Consider the following 23,785-nt stretch of genomic DNA (forward strand, 5'->3'; position numbering starts at 1 on the left):
CGGCCCTGTCCACCCCGAAATGCCGCGCTCTGCGGGGTCGCGGCTCACCGGTCCATGCGGCCGGCGGGCGGCGCGTTGGGATCGCCGCCGCCGGCGCCGAAGAGCTTGCGCAGGAAGCCCGGGGCGATCGCCGAGAGCGGGTTGACGCTGATGTTGGGCGCACTCATCGCGCCGGCGACCCGGAAGTTGATGCCGAACAGGCCCTCGTTGTGGCCGCCGCCGAGCAGCGGGCCGAAGATCGGCACCTGCGACACCACGTTGTTGAGGCCGTAAAGCGGCACGAAGGTACCGGCGACGTCGGTGCGGTCCTTGGCCGTGTCGATCCAGCCGCCGAGCGTGAAGCCCATCGCCGGGCCGGAGATCGCCGCTTCCGAGAAGGCGATCCGGGTGCCGTTGCGCTGGAAGGCCGCGCGCAGGCGGTCGAAGCCGACGTCGTTGGCGTCGCTGCGCCGGTCCTCGGTCTCGCCCTGGGCCATGATCCGGCCGAGCGCCGGCTCGTTGCGCAGGGCGAAGGAGCGGACCTGCAGCAGGCCCGATTGCGGCCCGTCGTTCATGGTCATCTGCAGCGAGAGGGACCCGCCCTGCATGCGCTTGTAGATGTCGAGGAAGCGCAGGGCCGCGCCGGCGTCGGTGGTCTCGGCGTTGAGCACCGGCGGCGTGGTGCGGTCGGCCTTCGCCACCTCCAGGGTGACCCCGGCCGAGCGCAGGCGGCCCTGGATCCGGGCCTGGCGGAGGTCGTCGCCGCGCAACGACAGCTTCAGGCTGGCATTGGTCAGCGCCTCCTCGTTGAAGCCGGTCAGGATCGCGAAGCTGAGATCGGCCTCGACGTCGCGGGAAGAGCCATCCTTGCCGCCCTTGCGCGGCGGTGCCGTCATCGCGCGCAGGAACGGCCGCGCATCGGCGACGCCGCCCTTCGCGCTGATCCGGTAGCCGTTGGCGCCGGTGCGCTCGACCCGGGCGCGGATGTCGTCCCCCGGCGAGAGCTTGAGGCTGGTGAGGTCGGCCGCTTCGAAGCCGCCCTCGGCGTTGAGCGAGGCGCTGCCGCGCAGCTGCACCGGACCGGAATCGAGCGCGATGTCGCGCAGCTCGCTGCCCTGGCCGGTATCGGTGAGGTTCAGCGTGAGCCGGCCCGGCTTGCCGGCGGGCTTGGTCCAGCCCGGCAGGAGCCCGTCGACGCTCGCCCGGGCGAGGTCGGCCTCGACCCGGATCGGGTTCTTGCCCGGGCGGCCGATCGGCACGACGAAGCGGGCATTGACCGGGCCGGCGAGCTGGGGCGCCGTCGGCAGGCCTTTGCGGGCCCGGGCCGCGTCGTCGAGGGTCATGGTCACAAGAGCCTCGCCCGGCGCGCCGGCCTTCGGCTGGTGCAGGTCGACGGTCAGCGGTGCGCCGGCGAGCCGCCCGTCGCCCTTGAGGCTGAAGCCGTTGCGGTCGTAGGCGACCGCGAAGCGGCCGTTCTCGAGCTTCTCCTTGCCGACCAGGCGCTCGGCGGCGATGTCGGTGAGGGAGCCGCTCAGGGTCACCGGCAGGTCGGCGATGTCGGGCACCGCCTCGAGGGAGAGCGGGAAGTCGATGCGCAGGTCGGCCTGGCCGCGCAACGTCGCGGGATCGAGCTCGGTGCCCGAGAGCGAGCGGAACAGCTTGGTCTGGAGCAGCGAGGCGAGCGCGTCGGCGCCGCCGGTGAGGCGAAGGCCGATCTGGGCCGAGACGTCGTGCGGCACCGCATCCTTGATGACGAAGGAGCCGTCCTGGAGGTTCAGGGCCCGCCCGTCCGGCATCCGGATCTCGGCGGCGGCGCCGCGGATCGCGGTGTTGCGCCCGGTGACGAGCCCCGAGACCCGGGCGCGGGAGAGCGGCGGCGCGTCGGGGGAGATCGTCAGCCCGCCCTCGCTCACCGCGAAGGCGATCCGCACCGCCTGGTCGGGCATCGGCTCGCCGCGGGTGGCGGCGGCGAACTCGGCCATGCTCATGTCGACCACGATGTCGAGGCTGTCGAGCCGCCCGGCCCGCAGGTTGTCGACGAGGTAGGTGCGGATCGGCGGCGCGACGTTCTCCGGCCAGAGCCGCAGGGCGGCGCGCCCGTCGGTGCGCTCGGCGGTGATGTGCAAGGTCAGGCCGCCCTCGTCGGCCCGCGTGCCGAGCGTGCCGCTGATCGTGCCGCGGACGGCATCGCCCGTGAGCGCGAGGCGGTCGATCTGCACGCCGTCGTCGCGGCCCGAGAGGCGGGCCTCGACCTGGGCGATCTTCACGGGAGCGTCGCCGGCCGTCGCCCCGCGCAGGACGGCGTCGGCACCCGACAGGGTCGCGGTCCAGCCCGCGCCGGTGCCGTCCGGCGCCGCCACCCACTCGCCGGCAAGGCGGACCCGGTTGCCGGCTCCGCGATAATCGAGGGACGCGACCTTCAGCGCCCGGCGGGATTCGTCCCAGGCGGCATCGACGGTCAGCGCCTCGATCGTGACCGGGTTGAAGTCCTTCTCCTCGATCAGGAGGTTGCCCTCGCTGGTGGCGAGCCGCAGGGTCATCCCGTCGAGGCGCGCGCCGTGCATCGCCACCTGGGCCCGGCCGGAGAGCTTCAGGTCGGTAGTGAGCGGCAGGCGCGACTGGCCGGAGAGCAGCAGCAGGTCGGGGGCCGGCAGGTCGTCGAGGGTGAGCACGCCGTGGCGGCCGCCGTCCGGCGCCTGCTCGACGTCGCCGCCGAAGCGCCACGGCCCGTGCGGGCCGACGATGCGCATCTCGAACACCCGGGCCGGCCGGGTCGCGTCGCGGTTGAACAACCCGTCGACGCGCGGAAAGACCACGCGCTCGGCGCCGGATTCGTCGAGGAGCGTCAGGCGGGCATTGGTCAGGCGGGCCCGGTCGAGGCTGCCGATCACGCCCGACGGGTCGAGCACGAGGCTCAGGATCGACGCCACGGTGGCGGAGACCGGCGAGACGGTGCCGCGGGCCGCCGCCACCGCCGGCGGGGTGTGCGGCTTCACCTCGGAGGGGTCGTTGGAGGCCGCGAAGGCGATCGAGCCGTCGTGGTGCAGGAGGGCGCGCAGCTGCAGGTCGCGGAACTCGACCGAGCGGGCCTGGACCGACAGGCCGAGCAGCGACCACAGGTCGATGGCGACGACCGCGAGGGGAGCCCGCACCACGAGGTCACCCTCCGGGTTGCGGATGTCGAGGCCGGTGGTGCGCAACGCCAGCGCCCCGTCGCGGTCGATCTCGATAGCGCTGTCGTGCAGGGACACGCTCCAGCCCGGGCCGAGCCGCTCGGCAATCCCCGCCGCCACCCGGGGCTCGAGCCAGGCGAAGCTGACCGGGCCGCTCGACAGGCGCAGGTAGGCGAGCCCGAGGCCGAGGCAGAGCAGCACGACGGCGGCGAGCTTGAGCCACAGCACCCCGCGCAGGCAGGTCCGCAGCAGCGACCGGGGGGCGGCCTTGATCCGCGAGGCACACGGCCCCGGTCCCTCCGTCGCGCGGAACGGCGGGGCTTGCAGCGTCCGCTCGATGCCCGGATCTCGGCCGGGATCGAGGCCTGGATCCATGACTGGTGTCGCTCGGTCCGTCGTCACGCGCGCGTCGCTACTCCGTGCGCCCCGCTCGGCGCCGTGTCGGGGCCGGTGCCCCGGTCCATGTTTGCCCGATCCGGTGACCGGAGGGTAACGTCCTGCCGCTAATCCGTCGGGTGCGTCGAGGCCCCCGCCCAGCGGGTCCCCTCACCCAGAGGCACACCATCAATCGGCCGAAAGGAAGGCACGATGGCGCTGAACCCGGGCGACCCCGCCCCCGATTTCTCCCTGCCGGCGACCGGCGGCGAGACCCTGAGCCTCGCCGGCTTCAAGGGCCGCAAGGCCGTGCTGTACTTCTACCCCAAGGACGATACCAGCGGCTGCACCCTGGAGGCCCAGGCCTTCAACGGGCTGCGCGGTGCCTTCGCCGAGGCCGATACCGCGGTGATCGGCGTCTCGCCCGACCCGATGAAGAGCCACGACAAGTTCCGGGAGAAGTACGGGCTCGAATTCCCGCTCGCCTCGGACGAGGCCAAGGCGATGCTCGAGGCCTACGGGGTCTGGGTCGAGAAGAGCATGTACGGGCGCAAGTACATGGGTGTCGAGCGCACGACCTTCCTGATCGACCGCGACGGCACGATCGCGAAGGTCTGGCAGAAGGTGAAGGTGCCCGGCCACGCCGACGCGGTGCTGGCGGCGGCACGGGCGCTGTGAGGCGCGCAGGGTAAGCTTGGTTCATTCGCCGGGCGGATCCGGCACGCACCCGTCATTCCGGCTCCGCGACGGCGGAGCCGGAATCCAGACGCGCAGGCGGTGTAGACCGCAGCGGAATACGGTCCGGCTTTTGCCGATCCCTCAGCGGTTCCGGATTCCGGGCTCCGCCGTCGCGGGCCCGGGATGACGCAGTGGAGGGCACAGACCGCACCGGGACATCGATCGAGATCCGCCCTTGAAACATCCTTAACCTTAACCCGCGACGGTCGGTATCAGGTTACGGACCGTCCCGATGCTCGCTTCCCGCCTCTCGTCCCTCGTCTCCTCCCTCACGCCGCCCGCGCGCCGATCCGGCGATCAGGACAGGGTCTGGGTGGTTCGGCGCCGGACCCTGGTGCTGGCCGGCATCGCCTTCGCGGGGCTCTGCCTGTGGGCCAGCGCGGCGACCTGGTTCATCGTTTTTCGCGATGCGGCGCTCGCCCGGTTCATGGAGCGCCAGGGCGCGATGCAATACGCCTACGAGGAGCGTATCAGCGCCCTGCGGGCCCGGCTCGACCGGGTGGCGACGCAGAAGCTCCTGGAGCAGGACGGGGTCGAGACGCGGCTCGCCGACATCGCCGGCCGTCAGGTCGCCCTGGAGGGCCGCCAGGCGATGATCGCAGGGCTCGTCGAGCAGGCCGGTGCCGCGGCGGGCGAGGATGGCCCGGCGCCCGCCGGCGGCTGGCCGTCCCGGGACGCCAGGTCCGCACCGGCACCTCTGCCCGCGCAGATGCCCCCGACCCCCGAATCCCTCGGCCTGCGCACGGAGGCCGACGACGTCGCGCCAGCGCCGTCCCTCGCGCTGTCCCCTGCCCTCTCCCCCGGTCTGTCGACCCGGATGGCGATGCTCGAACACGCCCTCGACGGGTTCGAGGCGCGCCAGAGCCGGGCAGTCGGCCGGCTCGCCGCCGACGGCCGCAGCGAGGCGGCGCGCCTGCGCGGGGTGATGGCCGAGACCGGCCTCGACGCGCGGCGCTTCGCCACCGCCCGCATCGGCGGGATCGGCGGACCGCTGGTTCCGGCCGGGTCGGGCCCGTTCGAGAGTGCCGTGCTGCAGGCGCAGCGCGACCTCGGCGAGCGCGACAGCCTGAGACGGATCGTCGGGTCGCTGCCGCTGCGGCGGCCGGTGGCCGCCGACGGCGGCCTGTCGAGCACCTTCGGCTACCGGGCCGACCCGTTCACCCGCGGCCTCGCGCTCCATACCGGCATCGACCTGCGCTCCGAATACGGCGCCCCGGCGCGGGCGACCGCCGCCGGCACGGTGACCCAGGCGGATTACGCCGGCGGCTACGGCAACATGGTCGAGGTCGATCACGGCCACGGCCTCGTCACCCGCTACGCCCATCTCTCGGCGATCACGGTGGTGCCGGGCCAGTCGGTGGCGGCGGGTCAGATGGTCGGCCGGATCGGCTCCACCGGCCGCTCGACCGGGACCCACCTGCATTACGAGACCCGCATCGACGGCGAGCCGGTCGATCCGCAGCGTTTCCTGCGGGCGGGCGCCCGTCTGGCGGCGCGCTGAGACCGATCCCCTATCCTTCGACGGTCTCGACCGCCGCAGCCTCGGTGTCGGGCGCGTCCTCGGATCGGGCCGCCATGGCGTCGCGCCGGTTCTCCTGCTCGGCGCGCAACTCGCGCTCGGCGAGCAGCCAGAACTGGATCTCGAACCCGTCCGGGCGGTGGTTGCGCTCCCAGATGTCGTAGGCGCGGGCCCGGATCGCCGCCAGGGGAATCTCACGCATCACGAAAAACCTCTCCCTCGGCCCGCGCCCCTTCTTGCCGGGCAGCCGGCTCATTGGGGCTCCTATACCGTGGGTTGGTATCGCTGTCGCCACGGAACGGCGGCGCTCGCCGCCGTGCCGGACTCATTCCCTAACCTATGTTGGTCCGGACGGCGCCAGGACCCGCGAACGATGTCCGACCGATCGCTTCGCAATGCGGAACCAGCCTTCGCGCACGCGCCGCGCGGGCTGAGGATCCGTTGCCCGCTCTCCGGAAGGCGGATCAGACCAGCCGGCTCTGCTCGATCGCCGCGGCGACGAAGCTCTGGAACAGCGGGTGCGGCTCGAACGGCCGCGACTTCAGCTCCGGGTGGAACTGCACGCCGATGAACCACGGATGGCCCACCACCTCGACGGTCTCGGGCAGGAGCCCGTCCGGCGACAGGCCGGCGAAGCGCATGCCGTTGGCCTCCAGCCGCTCGCGATAGGCCATGTTGACCTCGTAGCGGTGGCGGTGACGCTCGGCGATGCGGGTGCCGCCGTAGATCCTGGCGATCTGCGACTCGGGCGCGAGCGCCGCCGTGTAGGAGCCGAGCCGCATCGTGCCGCCGAGATCGCCCTCGGCCACCCGGCGCTCGAGCTCGTTGCCGCGCATCCACTCGGTCAGCAGGCCGACCACCGGCTCCGGCGTCGGGCCGAACTCGGTCGAGTTGGCGTCCGGGATGCCGGCGAGCGAGCGGGCCGCCTCGACCACCGCCATCTGCATGCCGAAGCAGATGCCGAAATACGGGATCTTGCGCTCGCGGGCGTAGCGGGCGGCGCGGATCTTCCCTTCCGCCCCGCGCTGGCCGAAGCCGCCCGGCACCAGGATGCCGTTGAGGCCTTCCAGGAACGGGGCCGGGTCCTCGCGCTCGAACACCTCGGACTCGATCCACTCCAGGTTGACCTTGACCCGGTTGGCGATGCCGCCGTGATTCAGCGCCTCGATCAGCGACTTGTAGGCGTCCTTCAGGCCCGTGTACTTGCCCACGATGGCGATCGAGACCTCGCCCTCGGGGCTCTTGATCCGGCCGACGATGTCGTGCCAGCGGTCGAGCTTCGGCTCGGGGCCGGTCTCGAGGCCGAAATGCGCCAGCACCTCGCGGTCCAGGCCCTCCTCCTTGTAGGAGAGCGGCACCTCGTAGATCGTGCCGACGTCCCGGGCCTCGATCACCGCCGATTCGCGCACGTTGCAGAACTGGGCGAGCTTGCGGCGCTCCTCGCGGGGGATCGCGCGGTCGCAGCGGCAGAGCAGGATGTCGGGCTGGATGCCGATCGAGCGGAGTTCCGCCACCGAGTGCTGGGTCGGCTTGGTCTTCAGTTCGCCCGCCGACGGGATGTAGGGCAGGAGCGTCAGGTGGACGTAGGCGCAGGTGCCCCGCGGCAGTTCCTGGCCGAGCTGGCGGATCGCCTCGAAGAACGGCAGGCCCTCGATGTCGCCGACGGTGCCGCCGATCTCGACCAGCACGAAATCGTAGGCGTCGTTGCCGTCGAGGACGAATTCCTTGATGGCGTTGGTGACGTGCGGGATCACCTGGATGGTGGCGCCGAGATAGTCGCCCCGCCGCTCCTTGGTGATGATGTCGAGGTAGATCCGGCCGGTGGTGATGTTGTCGGCCCGCGTCGCCGGCACGCCGGTGAAGCGCTCGTAATGGCCGAGATCGAGATCGGTCTCGGCGCCGTCGTCGGTGACGAAGACCTCGCCGTGCTGCGTCGGGCTCATCGTGCCCGGATCGACGTTGAGGTAGGGGTCCAGCTTGCGCAGGCGGACCTTGTAGCCGCGGGCCTGGAGCAGGGCCGCGAGGGCGGCGGAAGCGAGACCCTTGCCGAGCGAGGAGACCACGCCGCCGGTGATGAAAACATACCGCGTCATGGGACTTGCTCCATACACAGGCGTGGCCGGGTTGCCAAACGCCGCCAGCTCAACGGGGTCATGTCCGGGCGGCGGGGCCGGCCGGATTCACAGGTTTTTTCGGAACTGGAAGGCGGCGCGGAAGCGCCGCCGGTCTTTGGACGAATCAGCGGGACTGGGGCGCCGCGGGGGCGGACGGTGCAGCGGGGGCCGCCGGAGCAGGAGCTGCCGGCGTCTGCGCCGCCGGTGCGTCGCCCTGCTGCTGACGCAGCTGGTCCAGCACGTTGCCGGCCGGCGGGGCGCCGGTCTGGCCCGCCGGGGCCCGGCTGCCGGCACCGTCGAAGATCGAGCGTGGCCCCGCTCCCCGGTGCGACATGATCGCCAGGATCATGCTGGTGGTGAAGAACAGGGCCGCCAGGATCGCGGTGGCGCGGGTCAGCGCGTTGGCCTGGCCACGGCCGGTCATGAAGCCCTGCGTGCCGCCCCCGCCGCCGAGGCCGAGGCCGCCCTCGGAGCGCTGCAGCAGCACCACGCCGATCAGGGCGAGGACGATGATCAGGTGGACGACGATCAGGACGGTCTGCATCGGGCTTCCGGGCCGGCCGCGAGGGCCGCCAACGTGGCAATGGCCGGCACGCGGACGCGTCCGGACCTCCAATTCCGGGCGCTCCTATACGAGAAGTGCGCCGGAGCCAAGGGTGGTGGGGAGGATGAAGCCTTGGAATGCCCGCGCCCGAACCCTCCCCCCCCTCTGCGGGAGAGGGTTCACGCGCCCGGCCGTGGCGTCTCACCCTCGCGCCGGGAAGCCCTCCTCGAACCGCACCGCCTCGCCCCGCGACGGCTCGGTGAGGCTTCCCTCCCACATCACCGCCCGGCCGCGCACCACCGTGCCGACCGGCCAGCCGGTGACCTGGCGGCCGTCATGGGGCGTCCAGCCGCATTTCGACGCGATCCAGGCGTTGGTGATGGTCTCGCGGCGCTTGAGGTCGACCACGGTCACGTCGGCGTCGTAGCCCACTGCCAGGCGCCCCTTTCGGGCGATGCCGAAGATGCGCTTCGGGCCGGCGCTGGTGAGGTCGACGAAGCGTTGCAGCGAGAGCCGGCCCGCGGCGACGTGGTCGAGCATCACCGGCACCAAGGTCTGCACGCCGGTCATGCCGGACGGCGACTCGGGATAGGGCTTCCGCTTCTCCTCGAGCGTGTGCGGCGCGTGGTCGGAGCCGAGCACGTCGGCCACGCCCTGCGACAGGCCCCACCACAGCCCGTCGCGATGGCTCACGTCGCGCACCGGCGGGTTCATCTGGACGATCGTGCCGAGGCGCGCATAGGCCTCGTCGCCGTCCAGCGTCAGGTGGTGCGGCGTCAGCTCGCAGGTCGCGACGTCCTTGTGCCCGGCCAGATACCGCATCTCCTCCCTGGTGGAGATGTGCAGGATGTGGATGCGGGCGCCCGTCTCGCGGGCGATGCGCACCAGGCGCTCGGTGGCCTTCAGCGCCGCTTCCGGCGAGCGCCAGACCGGGTGCGACGACGGGTCCCCCGGCACCCGCAGGCCCTTGCGGTCGCGCAGCATCGCCTCGTCCTCGGCGTGGAAGGCCGAGCGGCGGCGGGTGCGCTTCAGGATCTCGGTGATGCCGGCATCGTCCTCGACGAGGAGCGAGCCGGTGGAGGATCCGATGAACACCTTGATGCCGGCCGCCCCCGGCATGCGCTCCAGCTCGGCCACGTCCTTGGCATTCTCGTGCGTGCCGCCGACCCAGAAGGCGAAGTCGCAATGCATCCGATGATGGGCGCGCTTCAGCTTGTCGTCGAGGGCGTCGGGGCTCGTCGTCTGCGGCACGGTGTTGGGCATCTCGAACACCGTGGTGACACCGCCCATCACGGCGGCGCGCGACCCGGTCTCCAGGTCCTCCTTGTGGTCGAGGCCCGGCTCGCGGAAATGCACCTGGCTGTCGATCACCCCGGGCAGGAGGTGGAGGCCGCGGCAATCGAGGGTGCGGCCGGCGGAGGATTGCGACAGGTCGCCGATCGCGGCGACGCGCCCGGCCGTCACGCCGATATCGGCCAGTCCCTCGCCATCGTGGTTGACCACGGTGCCGCCGCGCAGGAGGAGGTCGAAGCTCTGGCTCATCGTCGGGGGTCCCCTCGTCCGCAATCCGTGTTCGCGCAGGCCCCGATTGAGGGCCGGGCGCAGGCGGCTTATGTCAGCCCTGCCCGCGGTTCAAGCAAAGGACCCCCGATGCCGCTTGCCCTCCTGCCGGACCGTGCCATCGTGGCGGTCACCGGCCCCGATGCGTCGAGCTTCCTCCAGGGTCTCGTGACCTGCAACGTCGAGACGCTGCCCGAGGGCGAAGCGCGGCTCGGTGCGCTGCTCTCCCCACAGGGCAAGATCCTGTTCGACTTCCTGGTCAGCCGCGCCCCCGACGGCTACCGCCTCGACGTTGCCCGCGATCGAGCGCCGGATCTCGCCAAGCGCCTGACGCTCTACAAGTTGCGGGCCCGGGTGGCGGTCGAGGCGCTGCCGCTCGCGGTGGCGGCGGGCTGGGGCGAGGACGCCCCCTCCTCTGCCCTGCGCGACGGCCGCCTCGCCGCTCTCGGCCGGCGCCTCTACGCCCCGGAGATTCCGGCGGCCGATGCCGAGGCGGAGGCTTACGCCGCCCACCGCATCGCCCTCGGCGTGCCGGAGGGCGGCGCCGACTTCGCGTTCGGCGACGCCTTCCCGCACGAGGCCCTGATGGACCAGCTCGGCGGGGTCGACTTCAAGAAGGGCTGCTACATCGGCCAGGAGGTGGTGTCGCGCATGCAGCATCGCGGCACCGCCCGGACCCGCATCGTGCCCCTCGCCTATCGCGACGGAGAGGCGGCCCCCGCGGGCGAGACCGTGACGGCCGGCGAGCGCAGCCTCGGCCAGACCGGCAGCGGGGCCGGGTCGCGCGGGCTCGCGAGCTTGCGCATCGACCGCCTCGGCGAGGCGCTGGCGGCGGGGGAGGTTGTGCGGGCCGGAGGGCGGGCGGTGGAGGTCGAGAAGCCGGGCTTCGCGACGTTTGCTTGGCCGGCGTGAGAACGCGACCTGAGTTTTCGTATCCCGTTCCCGACCCTCTCCGCGTCATCCCGGGCCCGCGCAGCGGAGCCCGGGATCCAGAACCGCGGATGGATCAGGGTCAGGATGAATCCTGACTGCCGTTTTTCTGATAGACTTGAGTGTCTGGATTCAGGGCTCCGCTGCGCGATCCCGAAATGACGCGGAGCGTGTGAACAGCGTCGCGCGAGGTCAGTACTCCGTCTGCTCGCCCGCCCCCTCCCCCGGCCACACCGCCCGCAGCACGTACACCCGGATCGCCGAGGACAGGTTCTGCTCGCCCCTGTCCGCGTCGATCCGCCCGACCAGCGCCTGGACCGACAGCCCCCGTGCGGCCGCGAGCCGGCGCAACGCCTCCCAGAACGCCGCCTCGAGGGAGACGCTGGTGCGGTGCCCGGCGATGACGAGGGAGCGCTTGAGGAGCCCACCGTCCGGCAGCGGGCCGGAGGGTGGACCGTCCTTCAGGCTCACGCCTCGCTGTCGGGGGTCTTCAGCCGGTGGCCCTCGTGCCGGGCGGCCTCCAGGCTCTTGCGGGCCTCCTCGCGGGTCTTGGCCGCCTTCGGCCGGCCGAAGACGACTCGGTTCTCGGTCGCCTGAGCCTCCTTGGCGGCCCGCTCGCGGGCCTTGCGGACCTGCTTCAGGTTGATGATCTCGGCCATGACCCGATCCTCCGCGCCCCCGCGATCATGAGAACGCCCCGCGCGGCGATACGCTGCGCGGGGCACGTCAGCTTGGAGTTATTCGGCGCTCGGCGCCAGCATGTCCTCCGGGCGCACCACCGCGTCGAACTGCGCCTCGGTGACGTAGCCGAGGCGCAGGGCCTCCTGCTTCAGCGTGGTGCCGTTCTTGTGCGCGGTCTTGGCGATCTCGGCGGCCTTGTCGTAGCCGATCGAGGGCGCGAGCGCCGTGACGAGCATCAGCGAGCGGCTCATCAGGTCGGCGATGCGGTCGCGGTTCGGCTTGATGCCGACGACGCAATTGTCGGCGAAGCTCACCGCGGCGTCGGCGAGGAGCCGCACCGATTGCAGCACCGCGTTGGCGATCACCGGCTTGTAGACGTTGAGCTCCAGGTGCCCCTGGCTGCCGGCCATCGACACGGTGGTGCCGTTGCCGACCACCTGGCAGCACACCATCGTCATCGCCTCGGCCTGGGTCGGGTTGACCTTGCCGGGCATGATCGAGGAGCCGGGCTCGTTCTCGGGCAGCGAGATCTCGCCGAGGCCGGAGCGCGGGCCCGAGCCCATCAGGCGGATGTCGTTGGCGATCTTGAACAGGCCGCTCGCGAGCGCGTTCAACGCGCCCTGCGTGAAGACCAGGGCGTCGTGGGTCGCCAGCGCCTCGAACTTGTTGTCGGCCGAGGTGAAGGGCAACCCGGTCAGCTCCGCCACCTTGGCGGCGAACTTGTCGGCGAATTCGGGATGCGCGTTGAGGCCGGTGCCCACCGCCGTGCCGCCTTGCGCCAGGGCCAGCACGCCGGGAAGCGTCGCGCCGACGCGGGCGCCGCCGAGCGCCACCTGGGCGGCGTAGCCGGAGAATTCCTGGCCGAGCGTGACCGGGGTCGCGTCCTGCAGGTGGGTGCGGCCGATCTTGACGATCTCGGCGAAGTCCTTCGCCTTGGCGTCGAGGGCGCCGTGCAGGTGCCGGAGCGCCGGCATCAGCCGGTCGTTGATCTCGCGGGCCACCGCGATGTGCATCGCGGTCGGGAAGACGTCGTTCGAGGACTGGCCGCGATTGACGTGGTCGTTCGGGTGGACCGGGGACTTACCGCCGCGCTGGCCGCCGAGGCGCTCGTTGGCGAGGCTGCCGATGACCTCGTTGGCGTTCATGTTCGACTGGGTGCCGGAGCCGGTCTGCCAGACCACCAGCGGGAACTCGTCGTCGTACCGGCCCTCGACTACCTCGGCGGCCGACGCCGCGATGGCGTCCGCCAGCTTCGGATCCAGGACGCCGAGGTCTCGGTTCACGAGCGCCGCGGCCTGCTTGACGAGCCCGAGCGCGTGGACGAGCGGCGCCGGCATCCGCTCGGTGCCGATGCGGAAATTCTGGATCGAGCGCTGGGTCTGGGCACCCCAGTAGCGGTGAGCCGGGACTTCGATCGGCCCGAACGTATCGGATTCCGTGCGGGTGGCTTTCTCGGTCGGCGACATCTTGGCCTCTTTGGCGGTGCGAAACGGCGCCTACTTAAGCCAAGAGCGGCGATTGCGCGATGCCCTCACGGACCTCGAATCACCCTCGCCGAACCGCGCCCGTTCCTCGAAGGAGTCCGGATGCTTGCGCCCGCGGCGGCCCCGGCCGCCCCCTTTCGTCCCACCGTGCCCCGCCCGCGGACCGAGCCGATGGGGCTGTTCGCCTTCCTGCGCGCCGCCCGCGCCAACCCGCTGACCACCTGGTACGCGGAGCATTTCGAGCAGCCGATCGTCACCGGCGAGGGCGCGCTCGGCCGGATCACGGTGGTGAGCGAGCCGGCGGCGATCCGCCACGTGCTGGTCGACAACGCCGCCAATTACCGCAAGGACGACCTCCAGCGCCGGGTGCTGGCGCCGGGCCTCGGCAACGGGCTGCTCACCGCCGAGGGCGACGAGTGGCGCCTGCAACGGCGCACCCTCGCGCCGATCTTCTCGCCCCGCCACGTCGCCGGCTTCGAGGCGTCGATGTCGGAGGCGGCCGCCCGCCTCGCCCGCCGGCTGAAGCGCCGGGACGGCCAGAGCGTCGACGCGGCCCTCGAGATGACCCGCGTCACCCTCGACGTGCTGGAGCGAACCATCTTCACCCACGGGCTGGCCCGCGAACCCGACGCGCTCGGGCGCGCCATCACCCGCTACTTCGAGGCGCTCGGGCCGATCGATCCCCTCGACGTGTTCGGCATGCCGGACTGGCTGCCGCGGATCGGCCGCCTCAAGGCGCGGCCGGCGCTCCGCTTCTTCGCCGAGGTGGTGGACGAGTTGATCGAGCGCCGCCGCGTCCTGGTCACGTCGGGGGCGCAGGCGCCGCACGACCTCCTGACCCTGCTGCTCAAGGCGCAGGACCCGGAGACCGGCCGGGGCCTGTCGGACATCGAGGTGCGGGCGAACATCGTCACCTTCATCGGCGCCGGCCACGAGACCACCGCCAACGCGCTGACCTGGACGCTCTACTGCCTGTCCCAGGACGGAGCGGCACGCATGGTCGTGGAGGAGGAGGTCGATGCGGCCTTCTCGGAGAGCCCGGCCCCGGGGATGGACGCGCTGCCCCACACCAAGGCGGCCCTGGAGGAGGCGATGCGCCTGTTCCCGCCGGTGCCGTTCATGAGCCGGCAGGCGCTCGCCGAGGACCGGATCGGCCGGATCAAGATCCCGCGCGGCTCGCTGGTGACGGTGGCCCCTTACGTGCTGCACCGCCACCGCCGGCTCTGGGACGAGCCCGACGCCTTCCTGCCCGAGCGCTTCCTGCCGGAGAACCGCGCCCGGATCGACCGCTACGCCTACCTACCGTTCGGGGCCGGCCCGCGGGTCTGCATCGGGGCGAGCTTTTCCGTGATGGAGGCGACCCTGGTGCTCGCCCACGTGCTCCACGCGGTGCGCCTCGACCGGTCGCCGGAGGCCGGACCGGTGGTGCCGCTGCACCGGGTGACGCTGCGGCCGAAGGACGGGTTGCGGATGCGGGTGACGGCGCGGGGGTGAGACGCCTTGCGCCGACCGGAACGCACGACCTCCACGTCGCAACGGGGTCGCGCGGCGGCATCCTGGGTCCAGACCGCCGACAGCGGCGGGCGAGGCCGGAACGCCGTTCGCCTCATCCGGGCAGGTCGGCCGTAATCATGGATCCCGGGCCCTCGCCTGCGGCGAGCCCCGGGACGACAGGGAGGGGATGACGGTCGAGGATCGGCAGACTCGCGCCGTCGGCCGATAGGACGCTTTCGCGCCGCGTTCAGCTCTTCTTGCGGAACGCGTCCAGGCTGACCACCGAGGCGCCTTCCTGCGGAACGTCATTGCGCTCGGCGGCCTCGTCGGTCTTCGCCTCGGCACCCGCCTCGTCCTTGGCGGAGGCGTCCTTGGCGGTGTCCTTGCCTTGGTCCTTGCCGTGCGGCTTCGCTTCGGCCTTGGCGGCGGGGACGATCTTCGGCAGGTTGCTGCCGAGGGCGGGCACCTTCGGCAGGGCCTCGCTCGGCTCCGAGCCGGCGCCGCGGATCGCCCGCAAGGGGGTCGTACCGGCCGGCGCCGCGTCCTCGGTGGTCGCCGTGCCGTCGTTCAGCTCGAACTTGAGGCCGAACTGCACCGAAGGGTCGAAGAAGCCGGTCACCGCCTCGAACGGCACCAGCAGCCGCTCCGGCACGCCGGAGAAGGACAGGCCGACCTCGAAGGTGTGCTCGGTGACGCCGAGATCCCAGAACTGGTGCTGCAGGACGATCGTCATGTCCTGCGGGTATTTCTCGCGCAGGCGCTGCGAGATCCGCACGCCGGGATAGTCGGTCCGGAACGAGACGTAGAAGTGGTGCTCGCCGGCCAGGCCGTCGCGCGCCGCATCGCCCAGGACCTTGCGCACGACGTTGCGCAGGGCATCCTGCACCAGGAGATCGTAGCGAATCAGATCGTCTGCCATCAACCGTTGCCTGGCGCCGCATCGCTCGCGGGAGTGGGAATTCGAGTGGAGGCTTCTGTTGCCAGGTGCCTCCGAACCCCGCCTATGCGGTGCTACCCGCTAGGACTTCGTTTGGTCTTGGGGACCGCTTACGCGGCCACCGCCACCGGAGCAAAGTTGTCGTTGGCAACTATTGCATTGGCCCGATAACGGCGGAACCATGCCGAGCGAAAGCTCTACCTTTACGCCCTCGTCGATCCTATTTCGCCCCCGCCGAAGCCCGAACCGAACGGGCCGTTCCGGGCTTGGGTGGAGGCGCCGGGTACCGCCCCCGGGTCCGATAGGTTTATTCCGAAGAACGTTTATCGCCATAGCCGGCCTCGCGACCGGCAAGGCGAATATAGAGGGTCCCGTGCCGCTTTTGAAGCCCGCCCCGCGCCATTCTGTGTCCGTTTCGCGAACCGTTGCGCGGAAGCCCGGATCCGGGGGCTCCGAACCCCGTCCCTGGCTCGGCATCGCCGCCGCGATCCTGCGGGCGCTGGGGCTGCAGGTGGCGGCGTTCGGGCTGGTCTTCGGCGCGGTCGCCGCCGCGAGCCGGCTCCCCGCCCTGCCGCCGGGCCTCATGCCCGTCGCACCCCTGCCCTTCGCGTCCTGGCCCTTCGCGTCCCTGAGCGGTCGCGAGCGGGCGGCGCTGGCCCTGACGGTCCTGCCGCACGCCGCCCTCGCGCTCCTGGTCCTGGCGGCCCGGCGGCGACCCGGCAAGCCCCTCGGCTTCGCCTCGCCGGCCCTGCCCCGGCGCGCCGTCTTGCTGCTCCTGCTCTGGCCGCCGCTCCAGGTCGCCGGCACCGCCGGGCTCCTGCTGCTCACCGGCCAGATTCCGACCCGCACCTGGCGCCTGTCGCCGCTTCTCACCGGCGGGGTGCTGTGGACCTGGATCCTGTGGCTGGTGGTGCTGGCGCCGCTCGCCGAGGAGATGCTGTTTCGCGGCGACCTGTTCGGGCGGCTGCGCCGGCACCTCGCCCCGGCTGCCACGGTCGCGGTCAGCGCGGCGGTCTTCGCGCTCTGCCACGCCGAGAACGGGCTGCTGCAGCCGGTCTCGGTCCTGCCGCTCGGGGTGGCGCTCGGCGCGATGCGGCTGTGGAGCGGCAGCCTGTGGCCCTGCATCGCGCTTCACGCCGCGAGCAACGGCGCCGTGGTGCTGGCGCGGGTGTGGAGTACCGTCTGATTCCTCCGCGCCGGCGCTCTCCCCGGCGCCGGGGACGCGCTATCGTGGGCGGCCGTCCCGGTGGGAACCCTTTCTCCACCCGGGCATCGACATAACGAGGCCGACCGGACGCCGCGCGGCGCCCGCACGCCCTGTTCACGCGGAGGATGTCCGCCATGCGCCCCTACCACGCCCTCCTGCAGCGCATCCTCGACGACGGGGTCGAGAAGCACGACCGCACCGGCACCGGCACCCTGTCGGTCTTCGGCCACCAGATGCGGTTCGACCTCGCGGAGGGCTTCCCCCTCGTGACGACGAAGCGGCTGCACCTGAAGTCGATCATCCACGAGCTCCTGTGGTTCCTCGCCGGGGACACCAACGTCGCCTACCTGCAGGCGAACGGCGTGACGATCTGGGACGAATGGGCCGACGAGCACGGCGACCTCGGCCCCGTCTACGGCCGGCAATGGCGCTCCTGGGCCAAGCCCGACGGCGGCAGCGTCGACCAGATCGCCTGGGTGCTCGACGAGATCCGCCGGAACCCCGATTCGCGCCGCCTCGTCGTCTCGGCCTGGAACCCGGCCGACCTCGACCGCATGGCGCTCGCCCCCTGCCACTGCCTGTTCCAGTTCTACGTCGCCGACGGGCGGCTCTCGCTCCAGCTCTACCAGCGCTCGGCCGACGTCTTCCTGGGCGTGCCGTTCAACATCGCCTCCTACGCGCTCCTCACCCACATGATGGCGCAGGTGCTCGACCTCGTCCCCGGCGACTTCGTCCACACGCTCGGCGACGCGCACCTCTATTCCAACCACATCCATCAGGCCCGCGAGCAGCTCGCCCGCGACATCCGCCCGCTGCCGCGCCTGCGCCTCGACCCTTCCGTGCGCTCGCTGTTCGAGTTCCGCTACGACGACATCGCCATCGAGGGCTACGACCCGCATCCGGCGATCCGGGCACCGGTGGCGGTGTAGGGATGAGCTCGCCCCTCGTCACCCTGATCGTCGCAGTGGCGCAGAACGGCGTCATCGGCCGCGACAACGCGCTGATCTGGCGCCTGCGCGGCGACCTGCGGCGCTTTCGCGCCCTCACCATGGGCAAGCCGGTGGTGATGGGGCGCAAGACCTGGGACTCGATCGGCCGGCCGCTGCCGGGGCGGCGGGTGATCGTCATGACCCGCGACGCCGCCTGGTCCGCCCCCGGCACCGAGCGGGCGGCCGGCTGGGACGACGCGATGCGGCTCGCCGGCGACGCCGAGGAGGTGATGGTGGCGGGCGGCGCCGAGATCTACGCGCTGGCGCTGCCGCATGCCGACCGGATCCAGCTGACCGAGGTCATGGCCTCGCCCGAGGGCGATGCGCGCTTCCCCGCGATCCCGCCCGATTTCCGCGAGGTCGCCTCCGAGACGCGGCCGGCCGGCCCCGAGGACGAGCACGATGTCCGGTTCGTGACGCTGGTGCGTCCCTGCCGTTCATCGCTCCCGCGCGACACGTCTGAGACGAGGAAACCATCTCAGGAATCCGGGTGCGGCGATGGAACTCCCGCAGCTGGGCCGAAACCTTGAGAATTGGGTCCGGGCCGGAGGTTGCTTTCGCGTGGGGCTCAGCCGATATCGCTGAGGGAGCGAGTGCCAGTGCAATGCGAGTGCCGCGCGGGACGCGAGAGACAGCGCGGGGCGTGCCGGCCGGGAAAGGACGTGGGCGAGCATGCCTTGGAGCAATCAGAGCGGCGGCAGCGGCGGTGGCGGCGGCAATGGGGGCGGTCCCTGGGGTAACCGCGGCGGCAATGGCGGCGGTGGCGGCCCCTGGGGCGGCGGCTCCGGCGGCGGTGGGGGCGGTCCCTGGGGCGGCGGCGGCTCGGGAGGCGGCAACCAGCCGCCGGACCTCGAGGACCTGCTGCGCCGCAGCCAGGACCGGCTGCGCAACCTGATGCCCGGCGGCTCGGTCGGCGCCAAGGGCGCGGCCCTGGCGGTCCTGGTCGTGCTGGTGCTGTGGCTGATGACCGGCTGGTACACGGTGCTGCCGAGCCAGGTCGGCATCAACACGGTGTTCGGCCGCTATACCGGCCAGTCCGGCGAGGGCCTGCGCTGGAACTTCCCCTATCCGGTCGGCGCGGTGGTGAAGCCGAATGTCGGCGAGTCGCGCAGCATCCAGATCGGCTACCGTTCGGGCGTCGGCGCCCAGCGGTCCCGGGACGTGCCCGAGGAGAGCCTGATGCTCACCGGCGACGACAACATCGTCGACATCGATTTCGACGTGCAGTGGCGCGTGAACCCGGCCAAGGCCGAGGACTTCGTGTTCAACCTCCAGAACCCCGAGGGCACCATCAAGTCGGTCGCCGAGAGCGCCATGCGCGAGGTGGTGGGCCGGCGCCAGATCCAGGCGATCCTCACCACCGAGCAGTCGAGCGTGGCACAGGAGGTGCAGCAGATCATCCAGAAGGCGCTCGACTCCTACGGCGCCGGCGTGCTGATCAACGTGGTCCAGCTCCAGGGCGTCAGCCCGCCCCCCGAGGTGCGCCAGGCCTTCGTCGACGTGAACGCGGCCCAGCAGGACGCGGCCCGCGCCCGCAACGAGGCCGAGACCTATGCCAGCCGCGTGGTGCCCGAGGCCCGCGGCCGGTCCTCGCAGGTGCTGCAGCAGGCCGAGGCCTTCAAGTCCCAGGCCACCGCCGAGGCGACCGGCCAAGCCCAGCGCTTCCGCGAAGTCTACGAATCCTACAAGCTGGCGCCCGCGGTCTCCCGCGAGCGCATGTTCCTCGACACCATGGAGAAGGTTCTGGGCGGCGTGAACAAGGTGATCATCGACCAGGGCACTGCCGGGGGCGCCGGTGCGGCCGCTTCCGGCGTGGTCCCGGTCCTGCCGCTGCAGGACTTCGCCAATACCGGCCGTCCGGGCAACCCGGTCCAGGGGAGCGCGCGATGAATAGCAACGCGCTTCGCACCGGCCTCGTCGTCCTCGGCATCCTCGTCCTGGTGCTGATCTACGCCTCGGCCTTCACCGTGAGCCAGACCCAGCAGGCACTGGTCCTCCAGTTCGGCCGCGTGCGCACCGTGCTGAACCAGGCCGGCACCGACAAGCCCGGCCTCTACTTCAAGGTGCCGTTCTTCGAGAGCGTGGTGCTGTTCGACAAGCGCCTGCTCGACCTCGACCTGCCGGTGCAGACCGTGCTCTCGGCCGACCGCCAGAACCTCGAGGTCGACGCCTTCGCCCGCTACAAGATCGTCGATCCGCTGCGCTTCTACCAGTCGGTGAACAACATCCAGGTCGCCAACCAGCGCCTGTCCAGCTTCACCAACGCGGCGATGCGCAACGTGCTCGCCAGCGCTTCGCGGGACGCTATCGTGCGCACCCAGCGCGAGGGCCTGATGAACCGCATCCAGGAGGAGGTGAACCGGCAGGCGAAGAATCTCGGCATCGAGATCGTCGACCTGCGCCTGACCCGCGTCGACCTGCCGGCGGCGAACTCGCAAGCGGTCTACCAGCGGATGCGGACCGAGCGCGAGCGCGAGGCGGCGGACCTGCGCGCCAACGGCGCCCAGGTGGCGGCCACCATCCGGGCCAGGGCCGACCGCGACGTGACCGTGCTCCTGGCGGAAGCGAACCAGAAGGCCGACCAGCTCCGCGGCCAGGGCGAGGCGGACCGCAACCGCATCCTCGCCGACGCCTTCGGGCAGGACCCGGACTTCTTCGCCTTCTACCGCTCGATGCAGGCCTACGAGAAGGGTCTGGTCGGGAACGACACGCGGCTGGTGATCAGCCCCGGCTCGGAGTTCTTCCGCTACTTCAACGATCCGCAAGGGCGGGCGCGCCCGGCCCCGGTTGCGCCGGCACCCGCGCCGGCGACCGGTCAGTAGCCCCGTCCGGGCCCCGTGCGACCGGGTTGAGCCCGGCCGCACGGGGCCCGCGCGCCAGATTGACGAGACCCGAGCGCCCCGCCCCGGCGGGGCGCCTTGTTGTGACGGCGGACAGGCTGTCCGGCCGGTGCCGCGGAGACGAATAAGATGCGACCGCAGGGGGGAACAGGGATGGCGGCGATGACCGTCCGCTTGCGGCCGTGAAGGATCTCGTCGCCGCCCTCGGCCTCGCGCTGGCCATCGAGGGTCTGCTCTGCGCCGCTTTCCCGGGGGCGATGCGCCGGGCGATGCAGGAGGCCGCGCAGAGCCCGATGGAGCGGATGCGCATCGTCGGCCTCCTCTCGGCCGCGGCCGGCGTCGTCGTCGTCGGCGTCGTGCGCCTGCTCCTCGCCTGACGCCCGGGCCCGTACTCTCCTGGGGCTTGAACCGGTCCGCCGGGAGACGATCTTAGGGGGGCTGTCCGGGCGCCGCGGCAGCTCTCGCTCCCGCCCGCCCGGTCACCTTGCTTAAAGACGCCCCTGCCGTACGAGGTTCACACGATGGCCGCTTCCTCGCGCCGTAACCCCGCCTTCGCGAGACGGCGCCTGCCCGCCCTCGCGGGAGCGCTGCTCGCGCTCTCCGTCGGCACCGCGGCCCTGCCGAGCGTCGCCCTGGCCAAGGGGCCCGAATCGCTGGCCGACCTCGCCGATCAGGTGACGGATGCGGTGGTGAACATCTCGGCCTCCACCACCGTGGAGGCGCGCAGCCGCACACTGCCGCAGCTGCCGCCGGGCACCCCGTTCGAGGATCTGTTCGAAGAATTTTTCAACCGCCGCGGCCAGGGCGGCGGCGGAGCCGAGAGCGCGCCGCGGGCGCCGCGCCGCTCGAACTCGCTCGGCTCCGGCTTCATCATCGATTCGTCGGGCATCGTGGTCACCAACAACCACGTCATCGGCGACGCCAACGACATCCAGGTGATCCTGCACGACGGCCGCAAGCTGAAGGCCGAGATCATCGGCAAGGATTCGAAGATCGATCTCGCGGTGCTGCGGGTGAAGCCCGATCCGGACCGGCCGCTGAAGGCGGTGCCGCTCGGCGATTCCGAGAAGATGCGGCCGGGCGACTGGGTGATCGCGATCGGCAACCCGTTCGGCCTCGGCGGCTCGGTCTCGGCCGGCATCGTCTCGGCCCGGGGCCGCAACATCGAGTCCGGCCCCTACGACAATTACATCCAGACCGACGCGGCCATCAACAAGGGCAATTCGGGCGGTCCGCTGTTCAACATGAACGGCGAGGTGATCGGCATCAACACGGCGATCCTGTCGCCGACCGGCGGCTCGGTCGGTATCGGGTTTGCCGTCCCCACCGCCACCGCCGGCCCGGTGATCGACCAGCTGCGCCAGTTCGGCGAGGTGCGTCGCGGCTGGCTCGGCGTGCGGATCCAGAACGTCGACGACACCACGGCGGAAGCCCTCGGCCTCAAGGGTGGCGGCCGCGGCGCGCTGATCGCCGGCGTCGACGACAAGGGCCCGGCCCGGACCGCCGGCCTCGAGGTCGGCGACGTGATCACCAAGTTCAACGGCGTCGAGGTCAAGAGCTCGAGCGACCTGCCGCGCATCGTCGCCTCGACCCCGGTCGGCAAGGTCGTGGACGTCACCACGATCCGCAAGGGCCAGGAGCAGACCAAGCAGGTCACCCTCGGGCGCCTCGAGGACAGCGACAAGCCGCAGCAGCAGGCGGCCCTCAACCGGCCGCAGCCGGAGGCCGACGTCACCCGTCAGGCGCTCGGCCTCAACCTCTCGGGCCTCTCCGACGAGTCGCGCAAGCGCTTCGGGGTGAAGGACAGCGTCAAGGGCGTGCTGGTCACGCGGGTCGACCCCAACTCCAATGCCGCCGACAAGCGCATCCAACCCGGCGACGTGATCGTCGAGGTGGGCCAGGAGGCGGTGAATTCGCCGGCCGACGTCACCCGCCGCATCGACCAGATCAAGAAGGACGGTCGCAAGTCGGCCCTGCTCCTCGTCGCCAACAAGGAGGGCGAGGTGCGGTTCGTGGCGCTGAGCCTGGAGTAGCGCATCCGCGTGGGACGGGCCCTGGCCCGGTCCCACGCGTCCCATCGGTGACACGGCTCCCGGAACTCGTTTCCGGGAGCCGTGTCTATTTTAAGCGGCGGCCATGGTCATGCGGCGGCCATGCCGAGATGTCCGTCCCAGGCGCAGTGAGCGGTCAGTTCGGCCTGGAACAACGCCGCTAGGCGCGCCCGCTCGGCCTCGACCACCGGCCCGTCCACGGCCACCGGCCGGCAGCGGGCGGTGAGACCCGGCACGACGAAATCGGGGTTGTGCAGGGCGTGGTCGGAGCCTTCGGTGAAGAACGGCCGGTCGCCCCAGTCGAGGTAGCTCTCGGCGGGCAGGCCCTCGGCGAGTAGGATGTCGTGGGCGTCGAGCTCGACGTGCCAGTAGGTGACCGACGCCGCCGGCTCGCGGGCGATGCCGGTGCCGTTGATCAGGCACATGATCGGCACGAGATGGCCGCCCTCCCCGTCCGCTCCCGCCTCGACCAGAACCGGATGGCCGGGCGACAGGCGCAGGTCGCGGGCGGGCAGACCGGGGCCGAAGGCGTTCCGGCGGATGCGGATCGGCTGCTGGTCGTGGGGAAGAGAACGGTCTCCCGCGGCGAGGCGGCGATGACCGATCCAGGTGATCCGCCGCAGGGCGCCCGAGGCGGTGACCGCCAGATCCCCGATCCGCAGGTCCTCGACGGCGACGTCGCCCCGCTCCGTGCGGATGCAGGTCCCGTCGGCGAAACAGACCGGCTGAGTCGTCGTCACGGAATCGGTGTAGAAGTCGACCGTTCGCGCCGTCCCGTCACTGGCATAGAGCGTATCGCCCACCTGCCCCTGGACACCGAATCCGCGCCCCGTCCCGCTGAGATTGTATTGCGCGGCGCCGGCAGTGAAGGAGACCCCGTTCGGAGTCGCACTCCAGTCCGAGACGACGGTCAGTCCTCGCGCGAAGTACGGCTCCAGGTAAAGTCGATTTTCCGCACCCCGAAACGTCGACAATCCGAGGATCGACTGGCCGTCGATCGTCCCGCTGACACCGCTGATGACGCCGGTCTGATCGTCCAGGACGAAATTTCCTTGAGCGATCGGCGTGAAGTCTGGATTCTTATAACTGAAGCCAACGTTGATGTTAGGCATGAAAAATCCCCCCCTCCGTTCGCATCAGATCGCCGAAAGCGGGCGCTTTCGTCTAGGG

21 protein-coding genes and 1 other RNA gene are annotated in these 23,785 nt (G+C 71.4%); 11 read left to right on the forward strand and 11 right to left on the reverse strand.

The genetic code is table 11. The features are described from left to right. Positions 1–44: 44 nt before the first annotated feature. On the reverse strand, positions 45–3,527 hold the full coding sequence (locus G4G93_RS19675) for a DUF3971 domain-containing protein (RefSeq protein WP_165086531.1): 3,483 nt from the start codon (positions 3,525–3,527) through the stop codon (positions 45–47). Between the two features lie 213 nt (positions 3,528–3,740). Between G4G93_RS19675 and G4G93_RS19680 the strand changes: the two genes are divergently transcribed. Both G4G93_RS19680 and G4G93_RS19685 read left to right on the forward strand, forming a co-directional pair. Further along, a complete protein-coding gene (locus tag G4G93_RS19680; RefSeq protein ID WP_165086532.1) occupies positions 3,741–4,205 on the forward strand; it encodes a peroxiredoxin in 465 nt (154 codons plus the stop codon). A gap of 292 nt (positions 4,206–4,497) precedes the next feature. Next, entirely contained in the window at positions 4,498–5,766 is a 1,269-nt protein-coding gene (locus G4G93_RS19685) for a M23 family metallopeptidase (RefSeq protein ID WP_165086533.1), read from the forward strand. Between the two features lie 10 nt (positions 5,767–5,776). On the opposite strand, the gene G4G93_RS19690 is transcribed toward G4G93_RS19685, so the two are convergent. From G4G93_RS19690 to G4G93_RS19705, 4 genes are all read right to left on the reverse strand, one after another. Further along, complete coding sequence (locus G4G93_RS19690) at positions 5,777–5,986, reverse strand: DUF2934 domain-containing protein (protein WP_165086534.1); 210 nt, start codon at positions 5,984–5,986, stop codon at positions 5,777–5,779. Positions 5,987–6,248: 262 nt separating this feature from the next. Further along, positions 6,249–7,877, reverse strand: a complete 1,629-nt coding sequence (locus tag G4G93_RS19695; protein ID WP_165086535.1) for a CTP synthase — start codon at positions 7,875–7,877, stop codon at positions 6,249–6,251. A 145-nt stretch (positions 7,878–8,022) separates the two neighbouring features. Further along, complete coding sequence (secG, locus tag G4G93_RS19700; RefSeq protein WP_165086536.1) at positions 8,023–8,442, reverse strand: preprotein translocase subunit SecG; 420 nt, start codon at positions 8,440–8,442, stop codon at positions 8,023–8,025. A 201-nt stretch (positions 8,443–8,643) separates the two neighbouring features. Then, positions 8,644–9,984, reverse strand: a complete 1,341-nt coding sequence (locus G4G93_RS19705) for a dihydroorotase (protein WP_165086537.1) — start codon at positions 9,982–9,984, stop codon at positions 8,644–8,646. Positions 9,985–10,092: 108 nt separating this feature from the next. Between G4G93_RS19705 and G4G93_RS19710 the strand changes: the two genes are divergently transcribed. After that, positions 10,093–10,914, forward strand: coding sequence for a folate-binding protein YgfZ (locus G4G93_RS19710; protein ID WP_165086538.1), 822 nt, complete (start codon positions 10,093–10,095; stop codon positions 10,912–10,914). Positions 10,915–11,124: 210 nt separating this feature from the next. On the opposite strand, the gene G4G93_RS19715 is transcribed toward G4G93_RS19710, so the two are convergent. The 3 genes from G4G93_RS19715 to fumC form a co-directional block, all read right to left on the reverse strand. Further along, on the reverse strand, positions 11,125–11,403 hold the full coding sequence (locus G4G93_RS19715) for a ribbon-helix-helix domain-containing protein (protein WP_312892130.1): 279 nt from the start codon (positions 11,401–11,403) through the stop codon (positions 11,125–11,127). After that, on the reverse strand, positions 11,400–11,591 hold the full coding sequence (locus G4G93_RS19720) for a DUF4169 family protein (RefSeq protein WP_165086539.1): 192 nt from the start codon (positions 11,589–11,591) through the stop codon (positions 11,400–11,402). The genes G4G93_RS19715 and G4G93_RS19720 overlap by 4 nt, the downstream gene beginning before the upstream one ends. A 78-nt stretch (positions 11,592–11,669) precedes the next feature. Then, positions 11,670–13,079: a class II fumarate hydratase gene (gene fumC, locus G4G93_RS19725; protein ID WP_165086540.1), complete on the reverse strand. Its 1,410-nt coding sequence runs from the start codon at positions 13,077–13,079 to the stop codon at positions 11,670–11,672. A gap of 120 nt (positions 13,080–13,199) precedes the next feature. Between fumC and G4G93_RS19730 the strand changes: the two genes are divergently transcribed. Continuing rightward, positions 13,200–14,591 (forward strand): cytochrome P450, encoded by a 1,392-nt coding sequence (locus tag G4G93_RS19730; protein ID WP_165086541.1) that lies wholly within the window; start codon positions 13,200–13,202, stop codon positions 14,589–14,591. Between the two features lie 247 nt (positions 14,592–14,838). Here G4G93_RS19730 and G4G93_RS19735 read toward each other — a convergent pair whose 3' ends face one another. Then, positions 14,839–15,510, reverse strand: a complete 672-nt coding sequence (locus G4G93_RS19735; RefSeq protein WP_165086542.1) for an SspB family protein — start codon at positions 15,508–15,510, stop codon at positions 14,839–14,841. A 44-nt stretch (positions 15,511–15,554) separates the two neighbouring features. After that, positions 15,555–15,919, reverse strand: a transfer-messenger RNA (tmRNA) gene (gene ssrA / locus G4G93_RS19740). 15 nt (positions 15,920–15,934) lie between these two features. Between ssrA and G4G93_RS36430 the strand changes: the two genes are divergently transcribed. The 7 genes from G4G93_RS36430 (at position 15,935) to G4G93_RS19775 (ending at position 22,597) form a co-directional block, all read left to right on the forward strand. Then, positions 15,935–16,714 (forward strand): CPBP family intramembrane glutamic endopeptidase, encoded by a 780-nt coding sequence (locus G4G93_RS36430; RefSeq protein WP_165086543.1) that lies wholly within the window; start codon positions 15,935–15,937, stop codon positions 16,712–16,714. A 155-nt stretch (positions 16,715–16,869) separates the two neighbouring features. Further along, on the forward strand, positions 16,870–17,664 hold the full coding sequence (locus G4G93_RS19750; RefSeq protein WP_165086544.1) for a thymidylate synthase: 795 nt from the start codon (positions 16,870–16,872) through the stop codon (positions 17,662–17,664). A gap of 2 nt (positions 17,665–17,666) precedes the next feature. Next, positions 17,667–18,254 (forward strand): dihydrofolate reductase, encoded by a 588-nt coding sequence (locus G4G93_RS19755; protein WP_165086545.1) that lies wholly within the window; start codon positions 17,667–17,669, stop codon positions 18,252–18,254. A gap of 142 nt (positions 18,255–18,396) precedes the next feature. After that, positions 18,397–19,614 (forward strand): FtsH protease activity modulator HflK, encoded by a 1,218-nt coding sequence (gene hflK / locus G4G93_RS19760; protein ID WP_165086546.1) that lies wholly within the window; start codon positions 18,397–18,399, stop codon positions 19,612–19,614. Further along, positions 19,611–20,546 carry a protease modulator HflC gene (gene hflC, locus G4G93_RS19765; RefSeq protein ID WP_165086547.1) on the forward strand — a complete coding sequence of 312 codons (936 nt, stop codon included), beginning with the start codon at positions 19,611–19,613 and terminating at the stop codon, positions 20,544–20,546. Before hflK ends, hflC begins: the two co-directional genes overlap by 4 nt. Positions 20,547–20,746: 200 nt before the next feature. After that, positions 20,747–20,941: a DUF2065 domain-containing protein gene (locus tag G4G93_RS19770; RefSeq protein ID WP_165086548.1), complete on the forward strand. Its 195-nt coding sequence runs from the start codon at positions 20,747–20,749 to the stop codon at positions 20,939–20,941. A gap of 144 nt (positions 20,942–21,085) precedes the next feature. Continuing rightward, the gene (locus G4G93_RS19775) at positions 21,086–22,597 is read left to right on the forward strand and encodes a DegQ family serine endoprotease (RefSeq protein ID WP_165086549.1); all 1,512 of its coding nucleotides are present in this window, start codon (positions 21,086–21,088) and stop codon (positions 22,595–22,597) included. A 107-nt stretch (positions 22,598–22,704) separates the two neighbouring features. Here the strand turns inward: G4G93_RS19775 and G4G93_RS19780 are convergent, their stop codons facing one another. Then, positions 22,705–23,418 (reverse strand): Hint domain-containing protein, encoded by a 714-nt coding sequence (locus G4G93_RS19780; RefSeq protein WP_312892132.1) that lies wholly within the window; start codon positions 23,416–23,418, stop codon positions 22,705–22,707. Between the last annotated feature and the right edge of the window lie 367 nt (positions 23,419–23,785).

The sequence above is a fragment of the Methylobacterium sp. DB0501 genome, from assembly GCF_011043735.1.
Classification (GTDB): domain Bacteria; phylum Pseudomonadota; class Alphaproteobacteria; order Rhizobiales; family Beijerinckiaceae; genus Methylobacterium; species Methylobacterium alsaeris.